The sequence below is a fragment of the Pseudomonadota bacterium genome, assembly GCA_039193195.1.
GTDB lineage: Bacteria > Pseudomonadota > Gammaproteobacteria > Steroidobacterales > JBCBZW01 > JBCBZW01.
In genome coordinates this window covers 1-21,782 of the sequence record JBCCWS010000035.1, presented here as the reverse complement: position 1 = coordinate 21,782, position 21,782 = coordinate 1, and the positions used below count along the sequence as shown (strand labels likewise).

The following is a 21,782-nucleotide window of genomic DNA, read 5'->3' as shown; positions in this document are numbered from 1 at the left end:
TCCACACTCACATGGTAACTCCCATCAGGCGGCGAGACGCAAGTCACCGAAGGAATCCAGATGGCAAGAGCATTCGTCATTCGTCCCTTCAACGTGAAGAAGGACAACAACGGGAAAGCGATCAATTTCGAAGTCGTTCACGATGACCTGATTCAACCTGCGCTGGACGCTGCAGGACTCGAGGGCGGCACGACTGGGCGGATCGTCGAACCCGGGAGTATCCGTGAGGACATGTTCAAGCTGATCCTTGAAGCGGACCTGGTGATCGCCGACATCACGGTGCACAACGCCAATGTCTTTTATGAGCTCGGGATTCGCCACGCGCTGCGCAAAAAGCGCACGGTGATGATTCGCGGCGAGGGCTTTGCGGACGCCACACCCTTCGATCTCCTCACAGATCGATACCAACCCTACGACCCTGCATCCCCCGCCGCCAGCGTGGAGAGCCTGACCCGAGTGCTGCACGCCGCGATGAACAGCGACCGGGAAACGGACAGCCCGGTGTTCGCCATGATGGAGGGCCTTGCAGAAGCCGACCCTAGCCACGTCACCGGTGCCCCCGCAGACTTCGCGGAGGAGGTCGCACGAGCCAAGGCGGCCAAGGCGGTGGGATGGCTGGCGCTGCTCGCCGATGAAGTACGTGGGCGACGCTTCGAGTGGCCGGGACTGAAGCTGATTGCCGAAGCGCAGTGGGCGCTGGAGGATTGGGATGGCGCACGCGACAACTACACGCAAATCGTCACCAACGATCCCGACGACATCGACGCCAACCTCGCGCTCGGCAACATCTACGAGCGTCTCTTCCGCCAAGACCATCAGTCCGACACGCTGATCAAGTCTGATCAAGCGATCGAGAGGGTGCTGGCGCGGACCGATCTCGCCAAGTCCCTACGGGCCGAGGCAGAGGCCCTGCGCGCTCGCAACCTGAAGTCCCGCTGGCGCCAAAGGGTGGAGGCAGCGCCGGATCTTGCGAGCAGCCGGGCGGCGGCGATGAACCGAGAACTGATAAACGCCTACAAGGGCTACCGGCAGGCTTACCTACGGGACCTAAACGCGTTCTATCCAGGTCTGACGGCGCTGCAGATGGGAAGCGTGCTGCGCGAACTGAGTGAGTCTCAGGAGTGGTACAACGCCTTCGACACGGATGACGAGGCGGACAGCTACAAGCAGCAGCTCGCCCGCGAGCTCACCACACTGGAGCACCTCGTCCCAGAAGCGATCGACGCGGACATCGCGCAGGGCACGACACCCGCGCCGTGGCCCGAAATCAGCAAGGCAGACCTTCAGTTCCTGGTCGCCGAACGCACCCAACGAGTCATCGCGGCCTACGAGGACGCGGTTCCGCCAGATCACCCATTCGCCTGGGGAGCTGCTAAAGGCCAGCTAGATCTGTTCATGCGGCTGGGCATCAAGGCAGAGCTCGCCACCAAGATCATAGCCGCGATCGATGCGTCACAAACGCCACCCCCTGCCGCGCATGCGTCGGCGCACAGGGAGAGCTACCTACTCGTAGTGGGTGGGCACACGATAGACTCGGGGCCAGATGCTCAGAGGTTTCCCGCGCAGGCCGAGGGTAAGGCGCGACAGCTGCTCAAGGCCCAGATCAGCGCGCTTCACAAGCGCCTTCGGGACACCCACGAAATCCACGTTCTGGCATCCGGTGCCCCGGGCGCGGACATCCTGGCGCACGAAATCTGTGATGAACTCGGCATCCGCAGCACCATGTGCCTACCCATGCCGGCGAACGCATACGCAGGGCAAGTGTTCGGCGAACTCGATCAGTGGCGCACCCGCTTTATCCGCCTCGCCGAGTCCGATGCACGGTCAGTGCGCGCGCTAAGCGATCGCCCAGGGCTACCCCGCTGGCTAGCCGAATCGGATACTGACCCGTGGGATCGAGGCAACCGTTGGGTGATGAGCATGGCATTGGCGTCGCGCTCCGCACGCACCGGCATGCTGGTGTTATGGGATAAGCAGGAAGCGGGAGCGGGCGGCACCGCGCAGATGGTGCAGCTCGCGCGAGAGGCGGGGAACGTGGAGGTGCAGATTATCGACAGCGCGACCCTCACCGAGTAACGCCCGCTGACCGCCGTTCGACACGTGGTAGGCTGAACCTCTCGAGAGCCATTCCGGACCGCACCCAATGTCCGTTAAGATCGTACAACAGCTAGACGACTCCAACAGCAAGCACTTCGTTGCTAAGGCCAGGCCGAAGGAGGCGCGCTTGCGATGGGAACCGCGCCGGTACGAGCTTTCCTGGGGAGTCCAGGAGTTCGACGGCCCGCACGTGGTGATCGTCTCCGAGAGCCCTGAGTACGGCGTTGACCTACAGGTTTTCTTCACTACCCACAAGCCCTTGCCAGAAGCACCGCACCACTACATCAAGGTCACTCCCGTGCGCGCCATGCAGGTGAAGGAGCCTACGCGCATCGTCACCGAAGTGGATGGTCGCGTGGAGATGGAAGCGGAGGTACCGGTAGGGGCCTGGGTGCTTCAGAATAAGGATGGCGAGCTGTACTACAACAGCGCGGAGGAGTTCGCCAAACGCTACGAGCCAATGCCGCCGGGAAGTGCCCAGCGCTGATCTCGGCACGCGCAGATTCTTGCAGCATCTCCTTGCGTTCAGCCGAGTCTCGGTAGACTGCCGCTTGTGCCTATCGGCTTGAACTCGAGTCGCTCGAAGACTCGGTTACACACCTCCGTGCCTTCCACGGTTGGGCTAATGAAGTAGACCTGTTGAATTCGGCTGCCCGGAGACACTTCGAAGTGGCGACGCACGGTACGCACGAGTCCCAAAATCGCATCATCGAGCGATGACTTCGCTTGGCCTGTTCCAAAGATTGGGAACAGTATTGACGTAGGTGGCTTTCTCGACGAGCTGACAGTATCCAGCTTTAACGACTCGTCACACTCGGCGAGGCGTAGCGCGTTGTCGATGCACGCGTTCACATCCGCGATCGGCTTATAGCCCCCACCCACTTGCCCGATCACCGACGCTGCGTGGAAGATCCACCCCACGCCGTGAGACTCCTGCAGCGCCCCGGCGCCGGTCGCAACGACATGACCTGCCGGCACCGAGTTGCGCTGGCGAAGCTTTCGCGTGAGCTCCTCCTGGATGAGGTCCTGAATCACGTGGCCCGACTCGTCACGCTCGGCCCCCCAATAGCGTATTACCGCTGAGATGGCGCGCTCGTGGTATCGCGCCATCATCATCTCCGTGTTCTCCGAGCTCACCCATACATCGATATCGGTAACGTGCGAGATATCACCAGTGACCACGCCAATTGTGCGCTTGCCAGGCGCCGATGCGCGCGCACGCGAGCGCCCCACCTTTGATGTTCCCTCCTCCGTCGGCATGGCGTACGAATGAAACACTCGCTGCATTTCCTGCTTTGGGCGGAAAGGCTCAACCCTCAGGTCTGGCAAGGTCTTGAAGACCAAACTGTCGACATGATCTTCGCGCGCCAGATTGGCGCTGAGCATTTGGTGAATCTGCTCTATAGCTGCAGCGTCATCATCAGCCGCATACTTGACGACTGACATCCCTGCAATATTGAAGGGGATACGCTGATTTGCCTGATCGAGCTGAACGAGGATGGTGAGCCCCTTCTTTAGCGAGTGCCGCACGCCCAGCTCGAAAAAGACGTTCGGGTTGAGTCCAGTGATATCTACAATGGCGATGTCTGCCGTCGCGATCTCTCGAATCATCGTCTCGTGGATCCAACCTGATCGGGGGATCTCGTCGCATCGCTTCACTTCGATCTGGAAGTCTGCTACCGCCTCAACAGCTTTCTTGATGATGTTCCTGTACAGCTTGTTGTAGTCGAGCATGAACTCCTTTCGACTAACGACCTCGTCTTCCGGCGGACTCCAAAAGTGAGCGCTTTGAGCAGCCTTTGCCCCCTTTCTGCGGGCGCTGCGCGTAAATTTCCCCTCAACGATCTTCGATCCGAAAGGCATAATCACGAAGCAACTGCGGGACCGCTTGGGTTCGTCGTCAAGCTCGGCGTTTATCTCCCCAGCGGCCACCGGCTCCGCGCTGACTGGAGAAGATGGTCTGCCTCTCGCCGAGGCCTGCTTAGACGGGACCGCCTTCTTCTTCGCCATTGCCCCTCCTCATCCCGTAAGCCGAACAAAAGCTAGGGCTTTCGGTTCTGGAACCACATCAACCCGATAAGAGTCTTCGCATCGACGAAACGCTTCGCTTCGAGCGCACTAGCGAGATCATTAGCAGGCAAGCGAACCAACCGAATGTCCTCGCCTTCATCATCTCTGCCGCCGCCATCGTTGCAACGGCTTTGCGCGGAGACCGTTGCAAAGTAGAGCATGATGCGTTCGGAGGAGCCCCCCGGGGACACGTAGAAGGTGCCTATACCCTCCAACGATTCGACCTCGAAGCCGATCTCCTCGAGCACTTCGCGCTCGAGCGCCTTACCAGGCTCCTCGCCGGCCTTGACGCCGCCTGCCACCAGCTCCTCAATCCACCCGGGACCGTGGGCCAGCGTGGGGTAGCGGAACTGCTCGACGAAGATCAGTTCATCGCAGGAGCGATCGAGAATCACTGCCGCGACGGAGTCTCCACGCTCGAGGCTCTCTACCTGAGCCGTGCGGGTGCCGCCGGAGAAGGTCTCGTACTCTACGGTCGCCTTGTCGATCTTCAAGAACCCATCGCTTAGACGGTCCTTACCTTTGACTTTGACTTTCCGATCCATAGCGGCTGACCACCGGACATTCACATGACTGTGCGGCCAGTCTACACCTGAAGGACGGGCGGTCGGTTGCCCCTTTTCCGGGGGCGGCGCGAAGTTAGCCGGACGCAGGGGCGAACTGTCGGTAGCAGCTAAACTCCTCTTCGAGGGCATCTGCCTGGAGGCCGAAATCGGCGGGCTGCGCGCGGCGCCCGCGACGCGCTTGGGTCTCGCCTTCGCGCAGCCAGCGGTGCATCCGCATCGCCGTCGGGTCATCGAGAGTAAATCCTGCGTGCGCGTAGAGCCGGCGCACGGTCTCGATGGGCTCTTGCACCAACTCGCGATAATCCACGTCGTAGAAGAGCCGAGGCGCAAGCCGCGCGCGATCGGCGCCGTTGCGCTGCACCGCGCGACACATTGCCTCGCGTGCGATCCCCCCGATCCACCTGGGATCCACAGGCGCGCCCAGAGACTCGAAGGTAGCCTGCAGCAACTCGCAAAACGACACCACGCAGAGCGCCGCTGGGCGGTGGATTTGCACCACCACGCGAGGTTGCACAGCCTTCACCAGCGCGCCGAGCTGCCACAGATGAAAGGGGCTCTTGAGCACCCATCGATCGCCGGGAAACCACCACTGGAGCAAGCGTAGTTGATCTGCATAGTCGGCGTACGCCGCTCTCCAGTGTTCGGGGCCTAGAGCGTCTAACCACGGGAGGTAGCCGTCCACGGCCCCGTGCAGCATGAAGCTGTGCGACTTCATGCTCGACTCGAGCAGACCAAAGCACTCCTCCGCCGTCACGGCGTCCGTGGGGTGAAGATCGGCAAGTCGCGGGTGGCGCCGGTGCAGCCCCTCCACGAAGCGGCGAGTGCTGGCCACCCGCGCGTCCTCAGCGAAGTAGCGCACATCGCCGCGCAGCGTGGGCGCTGCTGGCGGCGGCTGAAACACCTCCCAGGAGCGCGTGTAGCGATTCGCCGGATCCTGCGCCAGCAGGCGCTGCAGTAAGGTGGTCCCGCTACGGAAAGGCGCGACGATCGCAATCGCCGGTGCTAGCTCGAGCTTCTCAAGCGCTCGCGCCCTCGCCTGATGGTGGCGCAGTAGTACTTGCTTAGCGATGGCGTCGATCAGCGCCTGCTCCACGCGCTTTCGGCCAAAGAAGCTGAAGCGCAAAGGGGTTCTAGCAAAGCCATCGCAAAGCGCGCCGAGGGCCTCGCGGTCAAGGCCTTGCAGGTGGCCGTGCGCATCTTCAGGATCGAGTCCACTGGCGGTGACGCCGTGACCGATCAATGCCTGCGGCGCTTGCAGCAGCGGCAGGTCTTTGGTGGCCCGACGGTGGGCGAGCAAGGCCCTGACGCGCTCGAACTGGTAGTCGGCGCCATCCTCGAAGCTCGCGCGCATCTCACCTAATCGGTTGGCAAGGTCAGGATGTTGATCACCCAGATACTCAACGTAGGTATCCAAGAGCTGGCGTAGCTCCTGGCTGGCGAGGCCGGCGTTAGCGAGCGCATCGCGGTTGAGATCTTGCGCGTAGCTGACCAATCGCTGGTGCGACTGCTTGACGGCATGCTCGCTCGTACCCGCCAACAGGGTCTGCGCTACCGGTAGGCTGCGACAGGCATCGAGGCGCGAGATCGACGCCAGGCCGCGCAGCCGGGACTGGCGCGCATCGACGTCGTACCCAAGGCTCCTCAGGACGCTGCCGGCTTGGTCCGCCACCCGCGCGGCAAGTGCGGCCGCTTCCGCCTGAGCCTTCCAGTCACCCACCTTGCCCGCACGGTTGGCAGTCTCTTGATCACCGGGATGTCGCGCCCGGTACCTCGCCTCGCCAGCCCGAGCCTTCTCGAAGGTAGATAGGGCTACGACGCGCTCAATCTCGACCGCCGAAGCACCGATCTGCAGCACTGCGAGGATACGCGTGAGCAGACCCTTGGCGTCCGCCTTGTAGTCCTCGAAGCGAAAGACCTGGACGTGGGGGTGCGTCAGCCAACTCGACGCGTGCAGGGCCCACTGATCGATGCGATCGAGCAGGGTGGCCGGATGCGGAAAGTCGAGAAACGTGTCCAGCGACTGCTCCCGCGGGCGACGTTTGAACATAGAGTAGATCGCATCGCGCGGATCACGGACGAAGAACAGCGCGGGTTGCGCCTGATGCTCACGAGTGGCCATGTCCTGCACGTACTCGACGATCACATCGTCGCGAAACTCGAAGCGCTCGCGGCGACCGATAGCAGGTAGCCACTTACGGATCTCGTTGGCCTTGGGATCGAGCTGGCGAGTTCGGTCGTCGCCGGGGTCGAGCCACATGCGATCGGTGGGTGGTCGCGGCGTCACGTTGCGCCAAACCTTATCGACCACCGGCTTGTGGTTGACCTGAATATCCAACTCCAAGAAGCAATTCAGCAGCCATGAGGCGCCAGAGGGTTCGACGGGCGATGCGTAGAGAATCCGTTTGGGGCCAAGAGATGCCATGGTGCCGTCTCGCCTAACTGATGTGCTGGGTTCGCTCGTCAACCAAGGAGGCCAACGTACCCAGGTCCTCGAAACGCTCTGGACGCAGATCTGCCTCGGCGAACTGAAAAGCGAAACGTTCCTCGATCAGGGTGATGAGCTCTACGACGGCGAAGGAGTCGAGACCGAGACCACCGTCAAACAGCTTGGTACTGCTGCTGATCCCTTGGGCATCGACAGGGAGGGCGAGTTCACTCGCAATCAACGTGCGCAGCGTGTCGAGCGTACTCGGATGGGCTTCAGCGTCCATGGAAGCGTTCCCTATAGTTCTACTTAGTGGTCTTGCAACCGCTGGTGCTGCTCGACTAGGGCCTGCCGATCGATCTTGCCACTTGGGAGCGTGGGCCACTCGGCGATGTGCACAAAACGATCTGGCATCGCGTGTCGCTCGAGTACGTTCAAACTGGCCCGCCGCAGCACCTTGGAATCGAGCGCCTGCTCGGCACTGTAGCAGGCCACCAGCAGGCTCCCTCTGGGGCCCGGCACGGCGCTATGGTCTGCGAAGGCCACGACCCTATGCAAAGCGGGCAGCGACTCTAGGGCCGCCTCCACATCGCTGTAGGCGACCATCTTGCCATCGCGCTTGACGCGATGATCGAGGCGCCCCAACACCTGGAGACGGCCATCGGCGAGACGCCGGCCCAGATCCGCCGTGCGATGCGCTGAACCCCCACTAGGCCGTTCCGGCTCGCCCTGTGCGTTCGCATAGCCAGAGAACCCACAGGGGTGCTCCACTGCCAACTCCCCCACCTCGCCCTCCTCGCCGAGCACGCGCAGGGTAACGCCGGTCATGGCGTGACCCACGCTCACCGCGCGAGCGTCCAGGGACAGGGTTGGACTCGATGCGGCGATAGCCCCGAGCTCCGTACTGCCGTACAAGCACACCAGCGAGCCGTGGACGCGCTCGTACTCGCGGAACACATCTTCGGCGATTCGATCGCCAGCAGTCACAGTCAGCCGATAGGAGTGCTGGCCTCGCCGCGCCCGAAGCAGCGCCTGGCAGAAGGCGGGCGTGAGGTACGCCACGGTGGGCTCGAAGGCTCGCTCCCGCGCGAAGTAAGTGAGCACATTGGCCTTTGCCTGCAGCTCGATGCTGGCGCCTGCCAACAGGGCCGGCAGGAGCCCCGCACCCAATCCGAACATGTGTGCCTGCGCGACGGGCATGACCACCCGGTCCTCAGGTCCAAGGGCAAATCGCTCAACGCAGTTCCGTGCGTTCTGCTCGAGGGCTTGCAGCGTGTGCACGGCGAGCTTGGCAGCACCGGTGGTTCCCGACGTGCGGACGTACAGGCGTGACTCCACGGCCTCCGCCCCGCACCACGAACTGTTGGTCGCGACTGACACATCCGCCCCTGGCCCGCTCGACGCTTGGGCGAGGACTCGCACGCGGCAAAAGGGAGGCGTTGGCGCCTGCACCCCCCTGGGCAGCAGCACGACGCTGCGCCCTTGTGCTAGCAGCGTCAGCAGCGTCAGCAGCGTGGGCAGGGAATTCTCGCACTCGAGGGCGACGTGTTCACGCTCGCCCATGCCACCGGCGACCAACCTGTCGCCGATGAGCTGCACCTGCTCCGGCAGCGCCGCGTAGGGCACGCGTTCCAACTCGTCGCCTAGCGTATTGCAACCGATCTCGGGATCGCCCGCCCGTTGTATCAACAATCGTTCGACCCAGTTTCGTGCTTCCATGATCGAACTTCTGTGCTACCGTCGCCTAAGAACATACGAAGAAGGCAGTTGATCGGCAAGCCTCCATGAAGACTGCGCTCGATTGGGATTACACCCGCCTGGCGGATGCTTATGTCCACCGTCCCGCTTACGCAGCCGAGGCGATCGATGCGCTCGTCAACACAGCATCCCTCGTGCCGGGCATGCCCGTTGTCGACCTTGGCGCCGGCACCGGGCATCTAACGGTGGAACTCGCCTCGCGCGAGCTGCAGGTAACCGCCGTCGAGCCTAATGACCGCATGCGCTACCACGGTGAGCGTCGCACGCAACGGACGAGCAACGTCAGCTGGATCGATGCCTTGATGCAGGACACGGGCCTCGGCGACCAGCGCTTCGCACTCACTAGTTACGGCAGTTGCTTCGGCGTCGCCGATCCGCAGATGACCTTACGAGAGTCAGCGCGACTCCTACGCCCGAGCGGCTGGTTCGCCTGCATGTGGAATCATCGCCAACTGGACGATCCCTTGCAGGCGCGCATCGAAGCCTTCATCCAGGGTTCCATCGACGACTATCGCTACGGCAGCCGACGCGAAGACCAGGGCGCTCAGATAGACGCGAGCGGCCTGTTCGGTGAGGTGCGGCGCATTGAAGCTCCGGTCATGCACACGGTCGGCGTGGACGCGTGGATGGAGGCGTGGTACTCGCACGCCACCTTGCAACGCCAGGCGGGCGAGCGCTTTACTCAGATCGTCGAGGGTATCGGCCGGATCGTCGCGCAAGACGCTGCGGATCAGATCACCGTGCCCTACACCACACGAATGTGGATGGCGCAGCTAGCGCCGCGGTAGCGAGCATCGAGCAGCAGCCTGGTGCGAAGGAGAGCGCGATGAGCGGTATTGGCGTAGGCACCGTGTGGATCAGCGGACTCTCGGCTTCGGGCAAGAGCACGCTGGCGAGCGGGCTCTGCGAACGTCTACTCCGAATACAGGCAGCCGATCCCCTGCTCATCGATGGGGAGTATATGCGCGCACGCCTCGACGATCGATACGGCCACTCGCTGACAGATCGTGAATCGGTGCTCAGACACCTCGTCGATGAGGCTGCCCGCGTAACCGCCGACCGCCGCCTCGCCGTGGTGGCTACCATCTCTCACACGCGAGACATGCGCTCCTTTGCGCGGCAACACCTGGTGCCCTTCATGGAGGTCTACCTCGATTGCCCGGCGCAGGTCTGCGCTGCGCGCGATCGCAAAGGGCACTACGCACGGGCGGCACGCGGCGAGTACGACTGCTTCATCGGCGTGACCCACCCCTACGAACCTTGGGCAGGTGAGACCCGGCCGGAGTTGGTGTTGGACACGCAGGCTCAGGAGCCTGATCAATCGCTAGCGATTTTGGTCGACGCCGTGCTCGCCAGGTTCGCACACGCGCACCCCACGCCAGCGGCCCCAGCGACCACACGCCTCCCTGGCGCACCGGTGACGCGCTAATAGCCGGAGAAAGCGGGGAAGAGTTTGCGCAACTCGCCTCGATCGATCAGGTGGTTGATCAGGCGATGGTGGTTTGCCTCCATGGCCCAAGGGTGCAGCGTGACAGTGGAGCAGGTGGCAAGCCGCTCAGCGACCTCTCGGTCGACCTCGTCTTCGGGGCAGTAGTGGACGTGGTAGGCGCTGTCAGGTGAGCTGCGTGACACCAGCTCGATGGTCTGCTCCAACGCGCCGTCGAAGTTGTCGAAGCGCGCTGGGCGCGGCGAGAAGGCCCACACCTCGCGCGCACACAGGGCGGCGCCGAACATCATCGCGCCCATGGCACCGGCTGAGTTGCCCATGCCGTAGACCTCGCTAACGTGGGGGCGCTCACGCAGGTGTTGATGATGCCAAGCGATCAGAGACTCGAAGTCTGGGGCGTCCTCACCAATGCCGTGGAGGTAGCTTTGATCGTGAGGGTCTTTGAGCAGCGTTAGGTTGCGGTCGCCCAAGGCGGTCTCCCGCAGCAGGCGCAGGAGCGGCACACCTGGGAAGCCCGCGCGCCCCGCGTACAACATGAACAGCTGCTGGCAACGCGGACGGTGCAGTGACACCACGTTGCCACTCTCGCTCTGGCGCAACCCGCGAGGCGCTAGGGGGCGGTCATCCATGGTGGCCTGCTATCGGTTCAACGTGGACGTGCACACAAGGTCTGGGATATCAATGAGGGTAGACACGCTCATCATACCTCGTCGGACATTCGGGTCGGCAGCCACCGCGGTCAAGCACCACTTCCTCTGCAGAGCGCCCTAGCCAACAAGGGAGATCAGAACACCGATGAAGACCGTTTATGTCGGCATGAGCGCGGACATCATCCACCCGGGGCACATCAACGTGTTGGAGCGGGCGGCCCAGCTTGGTGAGGTCACCGTGGGCCTGCTCACGGATGAGGCCATCGCCTCGTACAAGCGCGTGCCCTACCTCACCTACGCCCAGCGCCTGCGCGTGATCGAGAGCATGCACTTCGTCACTCGCGTAATCCCACAGCGCACCCTCGACTACGGCCCCAACCTGCGCGAGCTGCGCCCCGACCTTGTGGTCCACGGCGACGACTGGCGCACGGGGGTGCAAGCCTCCACCCGCCAGCAAGTCATCGATACGCTTCGCGAGTGGAATGCGGAGCTTATCGAAGTGCCGTACACGGAAGGAATCTCCTCCACGCGCTTCCACCAGGAGCTCAAGAGCATCGGCACCACCCCCGATGTGCGCCGCGCCCGCCTGCGGCGCCTGCTGGCCGCCAAGCCCCTCTGCAGGGCGATGGAAGTACACAACGGAATGTCCGGCTTGCTGGTGGAGTCCCTTGGCGTCGAGCACGACGGCGTTCAGCGCGAGTTCGACGCCATGTGGCTATCGAGCTTTACGGACTCAACCGCACGCGGAAAGCCGGACATCGAAGCGGTGGACGTGAGCGCGCGCCTGCGCACCGTGGACGAAGTGCTCGAGGTCACCACCAAACCGCTTCTCTACGATGCGGACACGGGCGGCAAGCTGGAGCACTTCGCCTACACCGTGCGTACGCTCGAGCGCTACGGCGTCTCGGCGGTGGTGATCGAAGACAAGGTGGGCCTCAAGCGCAACTCCCTATACGGCACCGCCGTGGCGCAACAGCAGGATACGATCGAGGGTTTTAGCGCCAAGATCCACGCCGGCAAGCAAGCGCAGGTCAGCGACGACTTTATGCTCATTGCCCGCATCGAGAGCTTGGTGCTCGGCCAGGGAATGGACGACGCCCTCGCCCGTTGCGAGGCCTTCGCAGCGGCCGGTGCGGACGGCATCATGATGCACAGCGTATGCAAGGATCTCTCTGAGATCGCGACCTTCTGCCGTCGCTACGCGGAGCGTGGGGTGGGCTTGCCCTTGGTGGTGGCCCCCTCGAGCTACGGCACTGCCTACGAACATGAGCTCCAAGCGGCCGGCGTCAACGTGGTGCTTTACGCCAACCATTTGATGCGCGCGGCCTTCCCAGCCATGCAAACGGTAGCGCAGTCTATTCTGACCCACGGGCGCGCCCACGAGGCGGAGCAGCACTGCATGACTGTCAAGGATGCGCTCGCCATCGTCGATGGCCCAAAGGACTCGGGCGCGTGAGCCCGCCGCTCGACCCGCATGCCGTGCTCACTCACTTGCGCGAGCAGGGCGTAGGGTATTTCACCGGCGTGCCGGACTCGGTGCTGGCCACCTTCTGCACTCAGCTCGACACCTTGGCGCCCGGCGAACACGTGATCGCCGCCAACGAGGGCGGCGCCATTGGCCTCGCCCTTGGAGACTACCTAGCCAGCGCCCGTGTGCCCCTCGTGTACCTGCAAAGCTCCGGCATCGGCAACGCCATCAACCCCCTGCTCTCCCTGGCATCGCCGGAGGTATACGGCATTCCCATGCTGCTGCTGATAGGCTGGCGCGGCGAGCCTGGGAGGTCGGACGAACCGCAGCACTTGCCGCAAGGGCGCGTGCTTCGCCACTTGTTGGAAGCGTGCTGCGTGGCGCACGGAGTGCTGGATACGCCCGGTGAGCGCTGGCGCGCCCAGTTCACCCAGCTCCTTGAGACCGCCCAGCACCGACAGGGCCCGGCGGCCATGATCGTGCCTGCGGGCACCTTTGAAAAACATTCGCCACCGAAGGCAACATCCGCTCTGCCGACACGGGAGGCGGCGATCGACGCGGTGCTGGGGGCCAGCGCTGACGAGACGATCATGGTGGCCAGCACAGGTATGGCGGGTCGCGAACTGTTCGAGCTGCGCACGCGCCACGGTCAGGACCATGGACGGGACTTCTACAGCGTCGGCGGCATGGGCCATGCCTCGCAGATCGCCCTCGCGATCGCGGTGCGCCAGCCCGGACGGCAGGTGCTTTGCCTGGACGGCGACGGCGCGGCCTTGATGCACCTCGGGGGCTTGGCGACGCTAGCGAGCTTGGCGCCGCCAAACCTGGTGCACGTGGTATTGAACAACGGCGTGCACGACTCGGTGGGTGGCCAGCCGACGGTGGCACAGGACATCGATCTGGTGAGCGTCGCTGCCGCGCTGGGCTACCGCCATGCGCAACGCACGGAGAGCGTCGAAACCCTATCCCGCGCCGTAAGCGCTGGCCAAGCCCGGCCAGGTCCGTGTCTTATCGATGCGCGCATCGGCCGAGGATGGCGGGCGGATCTCGGGCGCCCTACGCATTCGCCCCAGATGCAAAAGTGCAAACTGATGCGTGCCCTCGGTGCTGACTGAACTGCCAACGCACGTCGGGCGCAGATCCTTCGATCGCCTGCCTGAGCTGCTGGGAGGAGCGCGCCACGTGGCGCTAGTCCGCGGCCAAGCATCCTTCGAGGGCTGCGGCGCCAAGGCGCGCCTTAGGGACATGCTGCGCGCCGATGTGACGGTCAGGCACTTCAGCCAATTTCAGCGCAACCCCACCGTGGATGACGTGCAGCGAGGGATCAGCTGGTTGCGGGAAGGGCAGGCGGATGTTCTGCTGGCGATCGGCGGCGGTAGCGTCCTGGACATGGCCAAGGCGATCAACACGCTTTGCACGCTGCCCCAGTCCCCAAGGGAGGCACTGCTCAGCGGGACCATGCCGCAGCGAGCCGCTTTGCCGCTGATCGCCGTGCCCACCACTGCCGGCACAGGCGCTGAGGTCACGCGCTTTGCGGCGCTGTACATAGACGGCATCAAGCACTCGCTCGACCATCCCTGCCTGCTCCCCGATGCCGCCCTAGTCGATCCGTCCCTGGCGTGCTCATCTCCGCCACAACTCGCGGCCTGCGCCGGCCTCGACGCCCTCTGCCAGGCCATCGAGTCCTACTGGGCCGTAGGCGGCACGATCGCCAGTCGCGAGTACGCTGCCGAGGCCATCCGTGAACTGCTGCCCCACCTGCAGCAGGCCGTGGAGCAGGGCACTGAGCAGGCCTACACCCCTCTCAGTCGCGGCGCCTGGTTGGCGGGCCGCGCGATCGACATTTCGCGCACCACCGCTGCGCACGCGCTATCTTACCCGCTGACCGTGCACGCCGGCCTCGCTCACGGCCACGCCGCGGCGCTCACCCTGCCCTACTTCATGCGCATCAACGCCGACCGCACGTCACGGCAGCTTCAGCGCGGACTGGAGGAAGAGGAACTGGAGATCACCCTGCGTAAACTCTGGTCCTTACTCGGGTGTGGGGACGCAAACGAGGCCGCCGAGATGCTCCATGCCCTACTCCGTGCTCTCGGCATGCCGGCGAAACTGCCCGCACCTGCGATCTCCGATGGCCAAGTGGAGCGCATGGCGAGGGAGATCAACCTAATGCGCCTCGGTAACAATCCCGTAGTGATCAGCGAGCAAGCGGTGCTCGAGGCTTACCGGGGCTTGCGCTGACTTCAGCGAAGCCCCGTGCAGCCGCAGGCACGAGTGCAGGTCAGCTGTCACTCGTGTAGCGTAACGGGCTCCCCCTCGTTGGCTGCACCCACCTGGTGACTCTGCTAATCAACCTTGCCGTATGGCTGTTCGCGCTCGACGCCGTCTTGTCGGCCGTCCACGAGCTGACCGCCTGCGCGAGTCAGTGCGCGACGCTCGCGAGTACGCGAAACTGGGCTGCGCTTCTCGCCACCGTCGCCGGCCAATTACTGCTGATCGTTTGGATCATCAGCCCGCGCGCACCCGCCGCGATTGCCATCACTATCGGCGCGTTTACCGCTTGGGCAACGCTCGGGGCACCGCCGCTGGTGCTACTGGTAGCGCCGGACGTGCTGGTCAAATCCCTAACCTTGGCCCAGGTACTGCTGGCCGCTGCCCTGATCGTGAGACTGCGTCGGCACAGCGGGGGGCGCTGGTGGCTACAGCCGACGGACCTTGGCGAGAAGCGCAGTACCTTCTGGCGAGCAGCGGGCTTGGCGGTGCTCGCCACCGTGGCCAGCGTGGTACTGGTGGTGCTCGCGGCGCCGTCTGTAATCCTCTCAAGCATCACTCAGGCGACTGCAGGTTACATCACCTTTTCACGCCACGCCGTCATGCTGGAGCAGCGACGCTTCCAAGCGCATGATGGAGACAGCTCGGTCGATCTGATCGGCATGGTGCACTTCGGCGAGCAGGCGAGCTACGAAGCGCTGTTCTCCGCCTTAAGCCATCGGGACACTGTGGTGCTCACCGAGGGCGTCACCGACGTGGACGCCGTGCTCAGCGCTGGGCTGTCCTACCAGGGCTTAGCCCAGTCGATCGGCCTCACGCAGCAACCGGCACTCGCTGAATTACTCGCGAATAGCGTGGCATCAACGGCGCAGGAGACCGGTCAACAACGCGCAGCGCCAGACGGCGAGGCAACCGCCCCGTTCACCTCACACGACGTACCCTGGCCGCACATTCGCCATGCTGATGTAGACGCGCGCGAGTTCTCAGCGGCGACGATCGCCTACTTGAGCAAGGTAGGTGAGACGCTGCAGACCCGCACCTTGGAAGACTGGCTAGCGCTGTTCTCGCAAGCACCACCGACAACCTTGGAACACGACATCCTCACGCTACGGAACGAGAAGCTGCTGAGGACCCTCGACAGCGCGTTGCTGGACTACGCACACATCGTCATTCCCTGGGGCGCGCTGCACATGCCCGAGGTAGAGGCCGCATTAGTGGCACGGGGCTTTGAGCTTGTATCCGTGCAGCGGCGACCGATCATCCGCTACTCCACTCTGGTGTCGCGCCTCACGGGAACTCGCTGAGCCCTCGTGCGGAGCCAGTGGGCCGCTGATCTGCCGACAGCGCGCACACCAGGGCAAGGCTTACACCAGAGATCAGCAAACCCGGGTACAGGGGATCGATCTGGAACCAGCCGGCAGCCCCAAAACCCTGAGCTGTTCGCCACGCAATCACCGTTATCAAGGATAGGCAAACGCTCCAGAAGGTAGCTGTCGGATTGACCTGCTTGCGGAAGGTGGCCAGGGTGATGGGGATAAACAAGGACGCGGACAAAACAGTGAAGGAAATCTGTAGGAGGCCGATGATGTCCTGCAGTGTCCACGCCATCAGCAGTGCCAACAGGCCGATCACCACCGAGGCTCCTATCCCCAAGCGCAGAATGGCGCCCTCCTCCATACCAGGGCTGATGAACCGCGCATGGAGATCCTTCGAGTAGTTGGCGGAAGCGGAGAGTATGCAGATGTCGGCACTCGACATGATGGCGGCCAGGATGGCCACCAGCACCAAGCCCTTGAGCCCTACGGGAAAGGTCTCGAGCACGAAGACCGTGAGGATCCCATCGGCGACTTGTGCCTCCGGGAACAGGACGGCTGCCGATAGTCCGAGCCAAGTGGCCGAGATGGCCATGGGGATGATGAACAGCACGGCCAACAGCGCTCCGTTGCGCGCTGCCTGCGGATCGCGTGCGGCATAGCACCGCGTGTAGCTGTCCATACTCACGTAGAAGCTCATCACGATCGAGGCGACGAGAGAGACGATGTTGCCCCATCCGGAAGCACCGAGATCGAACTGAGCGGCCGGGAGAGCTGCACGCAGATCTGCCCAGCTGCCCGTTTTCGCTATCGCGATGGGCATCCCCACGACCACCAGACCCACGAGCAGCAAGGTGAACTGCATCCAGTCGGTGTAGGTCACCGCGAGATAACCGCCGACTGCCGTGTACCCCACCACCACCGCGGCGGCCACGATCAACGCCAGATGGAACTCCCAACCCAACAGCACCTGCAGGATGGCCGCCGCTGCGACCAACTGCCCAGCTGACACGGCGACGAAGGAGATCATCATCACGATCGTGGAGACCAAGCGTGTCTTGGCATCAAAACGGTGTTCGAGATAATCAGGGAAGGTGAAGTGAGCGTGCTCGTCGCTTTCCTGCTTAATGCGCGCCGCCATGGTCAATCCGAACACCAGGCAACCCAGGGCGATGGCGGCGATGTACCACACCGATGTGATGCCGAGTTCGAAAGCACGCGAGGACGAACCGACGATGGATGCCCCACCCACCCAAGAGGCCATCCACAGACAGGCGATGGTGACTGGCCCTAGACGGCGCCCCGCCAGGTAGTAGTCCTCCACCGTCTCTTGCTTGCGCAGCGCGTAGATGCCCAGCGCAATCAGCATCACCAGGTAGGCGAGGAGAATAGAAGTGTCGATCCAAGTCATCGATCGGGCAAGGGCCTAAGGCGCAACACGGATAGCGGCACACTGACAGACTCGAAGAGTCGATACACGTCAGCTTAAGCGACCGCTTCCCGATGAAGCTCCGCCATTCGCTGCAACTTCTCGGCAAAGGGCGAGGCTTTCGAGCTGGTCAGCAGCAAGTTCTCGGTAGCTCTGGTCATGGCCACGTACAACAACTTAGCATCTTCCCGTTGACGTGCTCCATCTCCCCCTAGCGCGCCGATCCCGGCCGTCACGACAGTGGGAAACTCCAACCCCTTGCTGCTGTGCATGGTCAGCACCTTGACCGTCGGTTCCCCCGCGCTCAGCTTGCGCTTGCTCGCAGAGTCCTTGAGCCATTCGTGAGGCACGCCAGCTTGCGTGAGCGCATCGCTGATCCCTTTCCCCATCCACCCATGACAGTAGTGCACGCACATGTCGCCCCAAGGGGTTCCTCGTGCGTCGTGGAGCTTGCCCCACATACGAGCGATGTAAGCGGCCTCCTCCTCGAAACTGTCAAAGACGCGTACCGCGGGCAGCGCTCCATGCCGACGTCCTTGAGCGAGAAGCCGAGCCCTTCGGTGCGCTTGTAGAGGGATTGCGTATCGTCGCAAAGCAACGGCAGGGAGTTGCTGTCGGGATCTACCATGTCGACGACTAGGCGAAGCCAATCGCGTTGAAGTCATGTCCTTCGTCGATGAGGATGGCGCCATACTGGCCGCGGGGAATACGCCCCTTGCTCACCTGCTCGATAAGCAACTCGATCGCTGCGTCGAAGTTATCTCCCACCGGCGCCGGGGCGCGAAATTGTAGGATCTGAGCGGAGTGTTTGCCCAGCGATGGATGCTGGAGATATTGACCCGATCGTTTACGCCGTGCTCATCGATGAGGGCGCGAAGGCGAGCAGCGAGCGCCACGTTGTAGCAAAGCACCAAGATAGGTTTGCGCAGGAACTTTGCAAGGTGGCGGCAGCGATACCCCAGGATCATCGTCTTGCCAGAGCCTGCGACGCCGTGGATCACGCGATGGCCTGCGCCAGCCCCCGCGTGAGCTTCTCCCTGGCACCCGTGCTACTCGCTGAGCGTCACCCTATCTACCAAGCGGCCCACCAGGCGTTTGGCGAAACGCCTCTCACCGGCCTGCATCCGGTGAAGCCAACTGTTGATTGGTGGAATGAGATCAGCCATTTGCTACGCTCGGCACGCGACGTACAGGCCATAGTGCCCTCGCCGAGTACGTTTTGGCCCATCCAGGAACGGTGAGACGCTGAGAAGAGGCCCCCGGGGCGACCCGCTCGCCGGCGACCCCCTAGCCTACCGGTACGGCCCCTAGGTAAGCACGAGCAGGCACGTAAAGGGGATCAGCCCTTTGTGCGCAGGTCGCGGCGGCGCCCATTGATCGGATCTGACACCGGCGCGTGCGATATCGGCGCTGCAAAGAGCACCTATGAGTTGCTGCTCCGTTGTTTACGTGCGCAAGCGCCTGAGCGACGCCCTGCAGCGCCCTATCCAACCGTGTGCAACAGCATCATGAGCTCACTCATCCCAAATGACCTACCAACGTCTCAGCCGGAGTGGCCCGGTGCGATCAGTCGCTTGTCCATTCTCCGTCCCCGGGGCACGAACACTACGATCCGCAGGGCGCCAGTAGAGAGCGCGAGTCTGATGAGTACGTTGAGTGAAATCGAGATTGTCATCGCGGCGATCACCGCTATCGACCGCTGGCACGGCGTCAGTGCAGACGACCGACCGACCTTGGAAACGCATTTACGTAGCGATCTGGACCTGGACCTCGTGCGCGTGGCCGAACTGAGCTGCGCGTTGCGAGTGCGTATGCCCTCGCTTCCCGCCGAGTGCATTACGGAAGTGCTCAACCGATCCTATCGGGAGGATGCGACACTCGGCGAACTCGCCGGGGCGCTGGAGGCGCAATCGCACGTCTTTGCGTGGCGTGACGAGGCCCGACGCTAGGAAAGGATCCTGCACTCGCGCGGTGCGCCCGCTTGCGTAGAGACCCTACCAATCACCCCGCTTCACCCACGCCCGCGCGTCGATGTCATAGTCGTGAAGCCCGGTGGTAAGCAGGCTGGACGTCGAGCGCCGCTGGAGGCGGGCGTCGGCCACGCAAGCGCAGTAATCAAGCCGACGCCGCGTGGACTCCGGTAAGTGACGCCGTGGCGTCAGCCCGTCTCCCAGCTCATCATGGTATTCATACACCCAGAACAGCGTCGTCCCAGCTGTAGATCGTAAGCTCAACCTTTGACACTCGCGCGATGTACCGCGATACGAGCCCGGCTGCCTGACGAGAACTCTCACCCAGCAGACGCCAGAACATTCTCTCAGACAGCTCACCGCCGCCACTACGCACCCGGATAGGGAACGCCCGGGTGGGAGTGGCAGCATGCGCCTCTACTACTAAGTCCACCGCATCAGTGAGGTACTGGGCGGTCGCTTCCAGGCACTCAAGCGAAAAGTTCGCCACCGTTACCACCAGCGCAGCTGGATCCCACCCGAGTGGTGATTTGGGTAGGTCCTCGAAGCCGCTAGTAATTTCCACGTCGATGCCTCGTCGCTGAGTGGTAACGGGGAACCGGAACTAGACGAAAGGCCCCAAAGGTATTCCCTCAGTGTACCCTCTCGCCACATCGCGCAGAAACTGGCGAAACGCTGGCGTTGACAACGTATCGCAGGCATCCAGAAGCAGCTGCATGGTTTCGGAGCCGTGCAGCAAGCTGCTGTTGCCAGGATGCGGAATCGCGCTCGAGTTGCCCTCCTGCCCCGTGGTCGATGAGTCCGGCAAGCAGGTACCGTTGACTCTATCATCGACATCGATGTCATGTCGATTGCTCGCGCACGCCCGCAACTCCTCCGCCAGCACGAGGTCTTGGCCATCGCCCTTCGGCATAGTGTGGTGCGCCTGCGTTGGGAGGTTATTCTCCTCGGCGCCATCACACCAACAGTCGGTCAACTTTAGATTATCCTCGAGCCGTGAGGATGAAGGCGTACGACCGTTCGCTAACTAGTGGCCCAAGGTGTCGGAAACCGGGTCGCACTCTGGGTTGATCGCATATGCCCCGGCCATGGTTTCGAATGCCTCTCCTGTGTACGGTGGTGGCCCAACATCAGGAATCTGCTCATCCTCGGCTTCACCGAGAACTGCCAAGGCACCTGAAAGCGCTACGTCAGCTACTGTCGAGAGCCCCCATCCCCCTATCGTGACGATCAGACCGACGTCATCGGCGACACCAATCACCGTAAGATCGTCGGCAATGATGACCGTCGTCGCTATCACGGCAGCAGCGCGACCAAGCCTGACGGATCGCCTGATGTCGGTAATGGCGCCACGGACCTTATCAGGGTGCACATTCCCGAGCACGGTGTCGAGAAACCCTGGTTCTGCGCTCGCTGCAAAGCTGAATCCGCACCGTCGTTGCACGCCAGCCAATGCATCCACTAGAGCGTACGCGTCAGGGCAGAGGTTCTGCGCCAGAAGCGAGCGCGTGCCAGTACAGAAGGTAACCGGCCGAAGAATGAACTCAAACGAATCGATGCTGCCGAAGTTAGTCACGACCGGAATCAGCACTGTGGTGCAAGACGGTAGGAAAGAATTGAAGATATCAATGGTTCTGATCACCGTGACCGCCACCACGCTGGCCGTGCGCCACACCGAAGACTGAGGTCACCACCAACAAATGCAGTAGCGAAAGAATGAACACTCTTCTCTTCATCAAACCACCCCTTCGAAAGCCGGTCATGCGTGAAATCAAAAAAAAGCCATATTATTCCATTAACTAAACATAACTATTCGCTAGCGGAAGAGAGTGGCAATCCGCCGCAAGTCCGTCAATCGAGTTCCCCTACGGAAGGACGAGCGGCTACAGAACCGCTTGCATATCTCGAGACAACGCTGAGAAAAGCGCCAGTCCTACGACTACACGTAGACGACCCAGGATTGCGTGATCACCGTAGGCAACGGCCACCGACAATGCGTTGAGGCCACAAAGGCGACGCGACAGGGCACCCCCAGTCTGGGATTGGGACCGTAGGCACGCCTGAGTCAGCAGGGGGTCGGGGGGCAGACGTCAGCAGGACTTAGGAAACTCTAGTGTCCTGAGTTGGAAGTTCGTTGATGAACTCGCACGCGAGTTGTTGTCCCTGAGCGCGGCGCGAGGACGAGCGTGGCAGGTCCCACGGGAGGAGGCGCAACCCAGACCGGCGGAGGCGTACGAGTTGGCGGCCCGGATCATGCGGTCCTCCTCGCCCTCGGCAAACACCACCCGGCGCGGGTTGTCCCGAACCTTGTCGAGGAT

General features: G+C 62.8%; 23 protein-coding genes. 10 read left to right on the top strand and 13 right to left on the bottom strand.

Going from position 1 to position 21,782, the window contains the following annotated elements; translation table 11 throughout:
• The first annotated feature begins 60 nt into the window (after positions 1–60).
• Both AAGA68_20705 and AAGA68_20700 read left to right on the top strand, forming a co-directional pair.
• Entirely contained in the window at positions 61–2,076 is a 2,016-nt protein-coding gene (locus tag AAGA68_20705; protein ID MEM9387488.1) for a hypothetical protein, read from the top strand.
• Positions 2,077–2,143: 67 nt separating this feature from the next.
• Positions 2,144–2,584: a hypothetical protein gene (locus tag AAGA68_20700; protein ID MEM9387487.1), complete on the top strand. Its 441-nt coding sequence runs from the start codon at positions 2,144–2,146 to the stop codon at positions 2,582–2,584.
• Positions 2,585–2,622: 38 nt separating this feature from the next.
• Here the strand turns inward: AAGA68_20700 and AAGA68_20695 are convergent, their stop codons facing one another.
• The 5 genes from AAGA68_20695 to AAGA68_20675 form a co-directional block, all read right to left on the bottom strand.
• Entirely contained in the window at positions 2,623–3,831 is a 1,209-nt protein-coding gene (locus AAGA68_20695; protein MEM9387486.1) for a macro domain-containing protein, read from the bottom strand.
• 308 nt (positions 3,832–4,139) lie between these two features.
• A complete protein-coding gene (locus AAGA68_20690) occupies positions 4,140–4,712 on the bottom strand; it encodes an NUDIX hydrolase (protein ID MEM9387485.1) in 573 nt (190 codons plus the stop codon).
• A gap of 94 nt (positions 4,713–4,806) precedes the next feature.
• The gene (locus tag AAGA68_20685) at positions 4,807–7,155 is read right to left on the bottom strand and encodes a sulfotransferase (protein ID MEM9387484.1); all 2,349 of its coding nucleotides are present in this window, start codon (positions 7,153–7,155) and stop codon (positions 4,807–4,809) included.
• A gap of 13 nt (positions 7,156–7,168) precedes the next feature.
• A complete protein-coding gene (locus AAGA68_20680) occupies positions 7,169–7,444 on the bottom strand; it encodes a phosphopantetheine-binding protein (GenBank protein ID MEM9387483.1) in 276 nt (91 codons plus the stop codon).
• 23 nt (positions 7,445–7,467) lie between these two features.
• On the bottom strand, positions 7,468–8,877 hold the full coding sequence (locus AAGA68_20675) for a fatty acid--CoA ligase family protein (protein MEM9387482.1): 1,410 nt from the start codon (positions 8,875–8,877) through the stop codon (positions 7,468–7,470).
• 65 nt (positions 8,878–8,942) lie between these two features.
• Here AAGA68_20675 and AAGA68_20670 point away from each other — a divergent pair, with 65 nt between their 5' ends.
• Positions 8,943–9,704, top strand: coding sequence for a class I SAM-dependent methyltransferase (locus tag AAGA68_20670; protein MEM9387481.1), 762 nt, complete (start codon positions 8,943–8,945; stop codon positions 9,702–9,704).
• A gap of 38 nt (positions 9,705–9,742) precedes the next feature.
• On the top strand, positions 9,743–10,345 hold the full coding sequence (locus tag AAGA68_20665) for an adenylyl-sulfate kinase (protein MEM9387480.1): 603 nt from the start codon (positions 9,743–9,745) through the stop codon (positions 10,343–10,345).
• On the opposite strand, the gene AAGA68_20660 is transcribed toward AAGA68_20665, so the two are convergent.
• Positions 10,342–10,992, bottom strand: coding sequence for a hypothetical protein (locus tag AAGA68_20660; GenBank protein ID MEM9387479.1), 651 nt, complete (start codon positions 10,990–10,992; stop codon positions 10,342–10,344). The two genes, AAGA68_20665 and AAGA68_20660, sit on opposite strands and share 4 nt — an antisense overlap.
• 166 nt (positions 10,993–11,158) lie before the next feature.
• Here AAGA68_20660 and aepX point away from each other — a divergent pair, with 166 nt between their 5' ends.
• The 4 genes from aepX to AAGA68_20640 all read left to right on the top strand — a co-directional run bounded on the left by aepX (position 11,159) and on the right by AAGA68_20640 (position 16,056).
• Positions 11,159–12,469: a phosphoenolpyruvate mutase gene (gene aepX, locus AAGA68_20655; protein MEM9387478.1), complete on the top strand. Its 1,311-nt coding sequence runs from the start codon at positions 11,159–11,161 to the stop codon at positions 12,467–12,469.
• Positions 12,466–13,596 (top strand): phosphonopyruvate decarboxylase, encoded by a 1,131-nt coding sequence (gene aepY, locus AAGA68_20650; protein MEM9387477.1) that lies wholly within the window; start codon positions 12,466–12,468, stop codon positions 13,594–13,596. Before aepX ends, aepY begins: the two co-directional genes overlap by 4 nt.
• The gene (locus tag AAGA68_20645; GenBank protein ID MEM9387476.1) at positions 13,577–14,722 is read left to right on the top strand and encodes a phosphonoacetaldehyde reductase; all 1,146 of its coding nucleotides are present in this window, start codon (positions 13,577–13,579) and stop codon (positions 14,720–14,722) included. Before aepY ends, AAGA68_20645 begins: the two co-directional genes overlap by 20 nt.
• Positions 14,723–14,817: 95 nt before the next feature.
• Positions 14,818–16,056 carry a hypothetical protein gene (locus tag AAGA68_20640; protein ID MEM9387475.1) on the top strand — a complete coding sequence of 413 codons (1,239 nt, stop codon included), beginning with the start codon at positions 14,818–14,820 and terminating at the stop codon, positions 16,054–16,056.
• Here AAGA68_20640 and AAGA68_20635 read toward each other — a convergent pair.
• From AAGA68_20635 to AAGA68_20625, 3 genes are all read right to left on the bottom strand, one after another.
• Positions 16,040–17,476, bottom strand: coding sequence for a sodium:solute symporter family protein (locus tag AAGA68_20635; protein MEM9387474.1), 1,437 nt, complete (start codon positions 17,474–17,476; stop codon positions 16,040–16,042). The two genes, AAGA68_20640 and AAGA68_20635, sit on opposite strands and share 17 nt — an antisense overlap.
• 74 nt (positions 17,477–17,550) lie before the next feature.
• A complete protein-coding gene (locus AAGA68_20630) occupies positions 17,551–17,904 on the bottom strand; it encodes a 3'-5' exonuclease (GenBank protein MEM9387473.1) in 354 nt (117 codons plus the stop codon).
• 226 nt (positions 17,905–18,130) lie between these two features.
• Positions 18,131–18,262, bottom strand: coding sequence for a hypothetical protein (locus AAGA68_20625; GenBank protein MEM9387472.1), 132 nt, complete (start codon positions 18,260–18,262; stop codon positions 18,131–18,133).
• A 50-nt stretch (positions 18,263–18,312) separates the two neighbouring features.
• Between AAGA68_20625 and AAGA68_20620 the strand changes: the two genes are divergently transcribed.
• Positions 18,313–18,735, top strand: coding sequence for a hypothetical protein (locus AAGA68_20620; GenBank protein MEM9387471.1), 423 nt, complete (start codon positions 18,313–18,315; stop codon positions 18,733–18,735).
• 402 nt (positions 18,736–19,137) lie between these two features.
• Entirely contained in the window at positions 19,138–19,443 is a 306-nt protein-coding gene (locus AAGA68_20615; GenBank protein ID MEM9387470.1) for a hypothetical protein, read from the top strand.
• Between the two features lie 238 nt (positions 19,444–19,681).
• On the opposite strand, the gene AAGA68_20610 is transcribed toward AAGA68_20615, so the two are convergent.
• The 4 genes from AAGA68_20610 to AAGA68_20595 form a co-directional block, all read right to left on the bottom strand.
• Positions 19,682–20,029, bottom strand: a complete 348-nt coding sequence (locus AAGA68_20610) for a hypothetical protein (protein ID MEM9387469.1) — start codon at positions 20,027–20,029, stop codon at positions 19,682–19,684.
• Positions 20,030–20,068: 39 nt separating this feature from the next.
• On the bottom strand, positions 20,069–20,440 hold the full coding sequence (locus tag AAGA68_20605; protein MEM9387468.1) for a hypothetical protein: 372 nt from the start codon (positions 20,438–20,440) through the stop codon (positions 20,069–20,071).
• 51 nt (positions 20,441–20,491) lie between these two features.
• Positions 20,492–21,106, bottom strand: a complete 615-nt coding sequence (locus AAGA68_20600; protein MEM9387467.1) for a hypothetical protein — start codon at positions 21,104–21,106, stop codon at positions 20,492–20,494.
• A 448-nt stretch (positions 21,107–21,554) separates the two neighbouring features.
• A partial coding sequence (locus tag AAGA68_20595) for a hypothetical protein (protein MEM9387466.1) occupies positions 21,555–21,782 on the bottom strand: 228 nt, incomplete at its 5' end.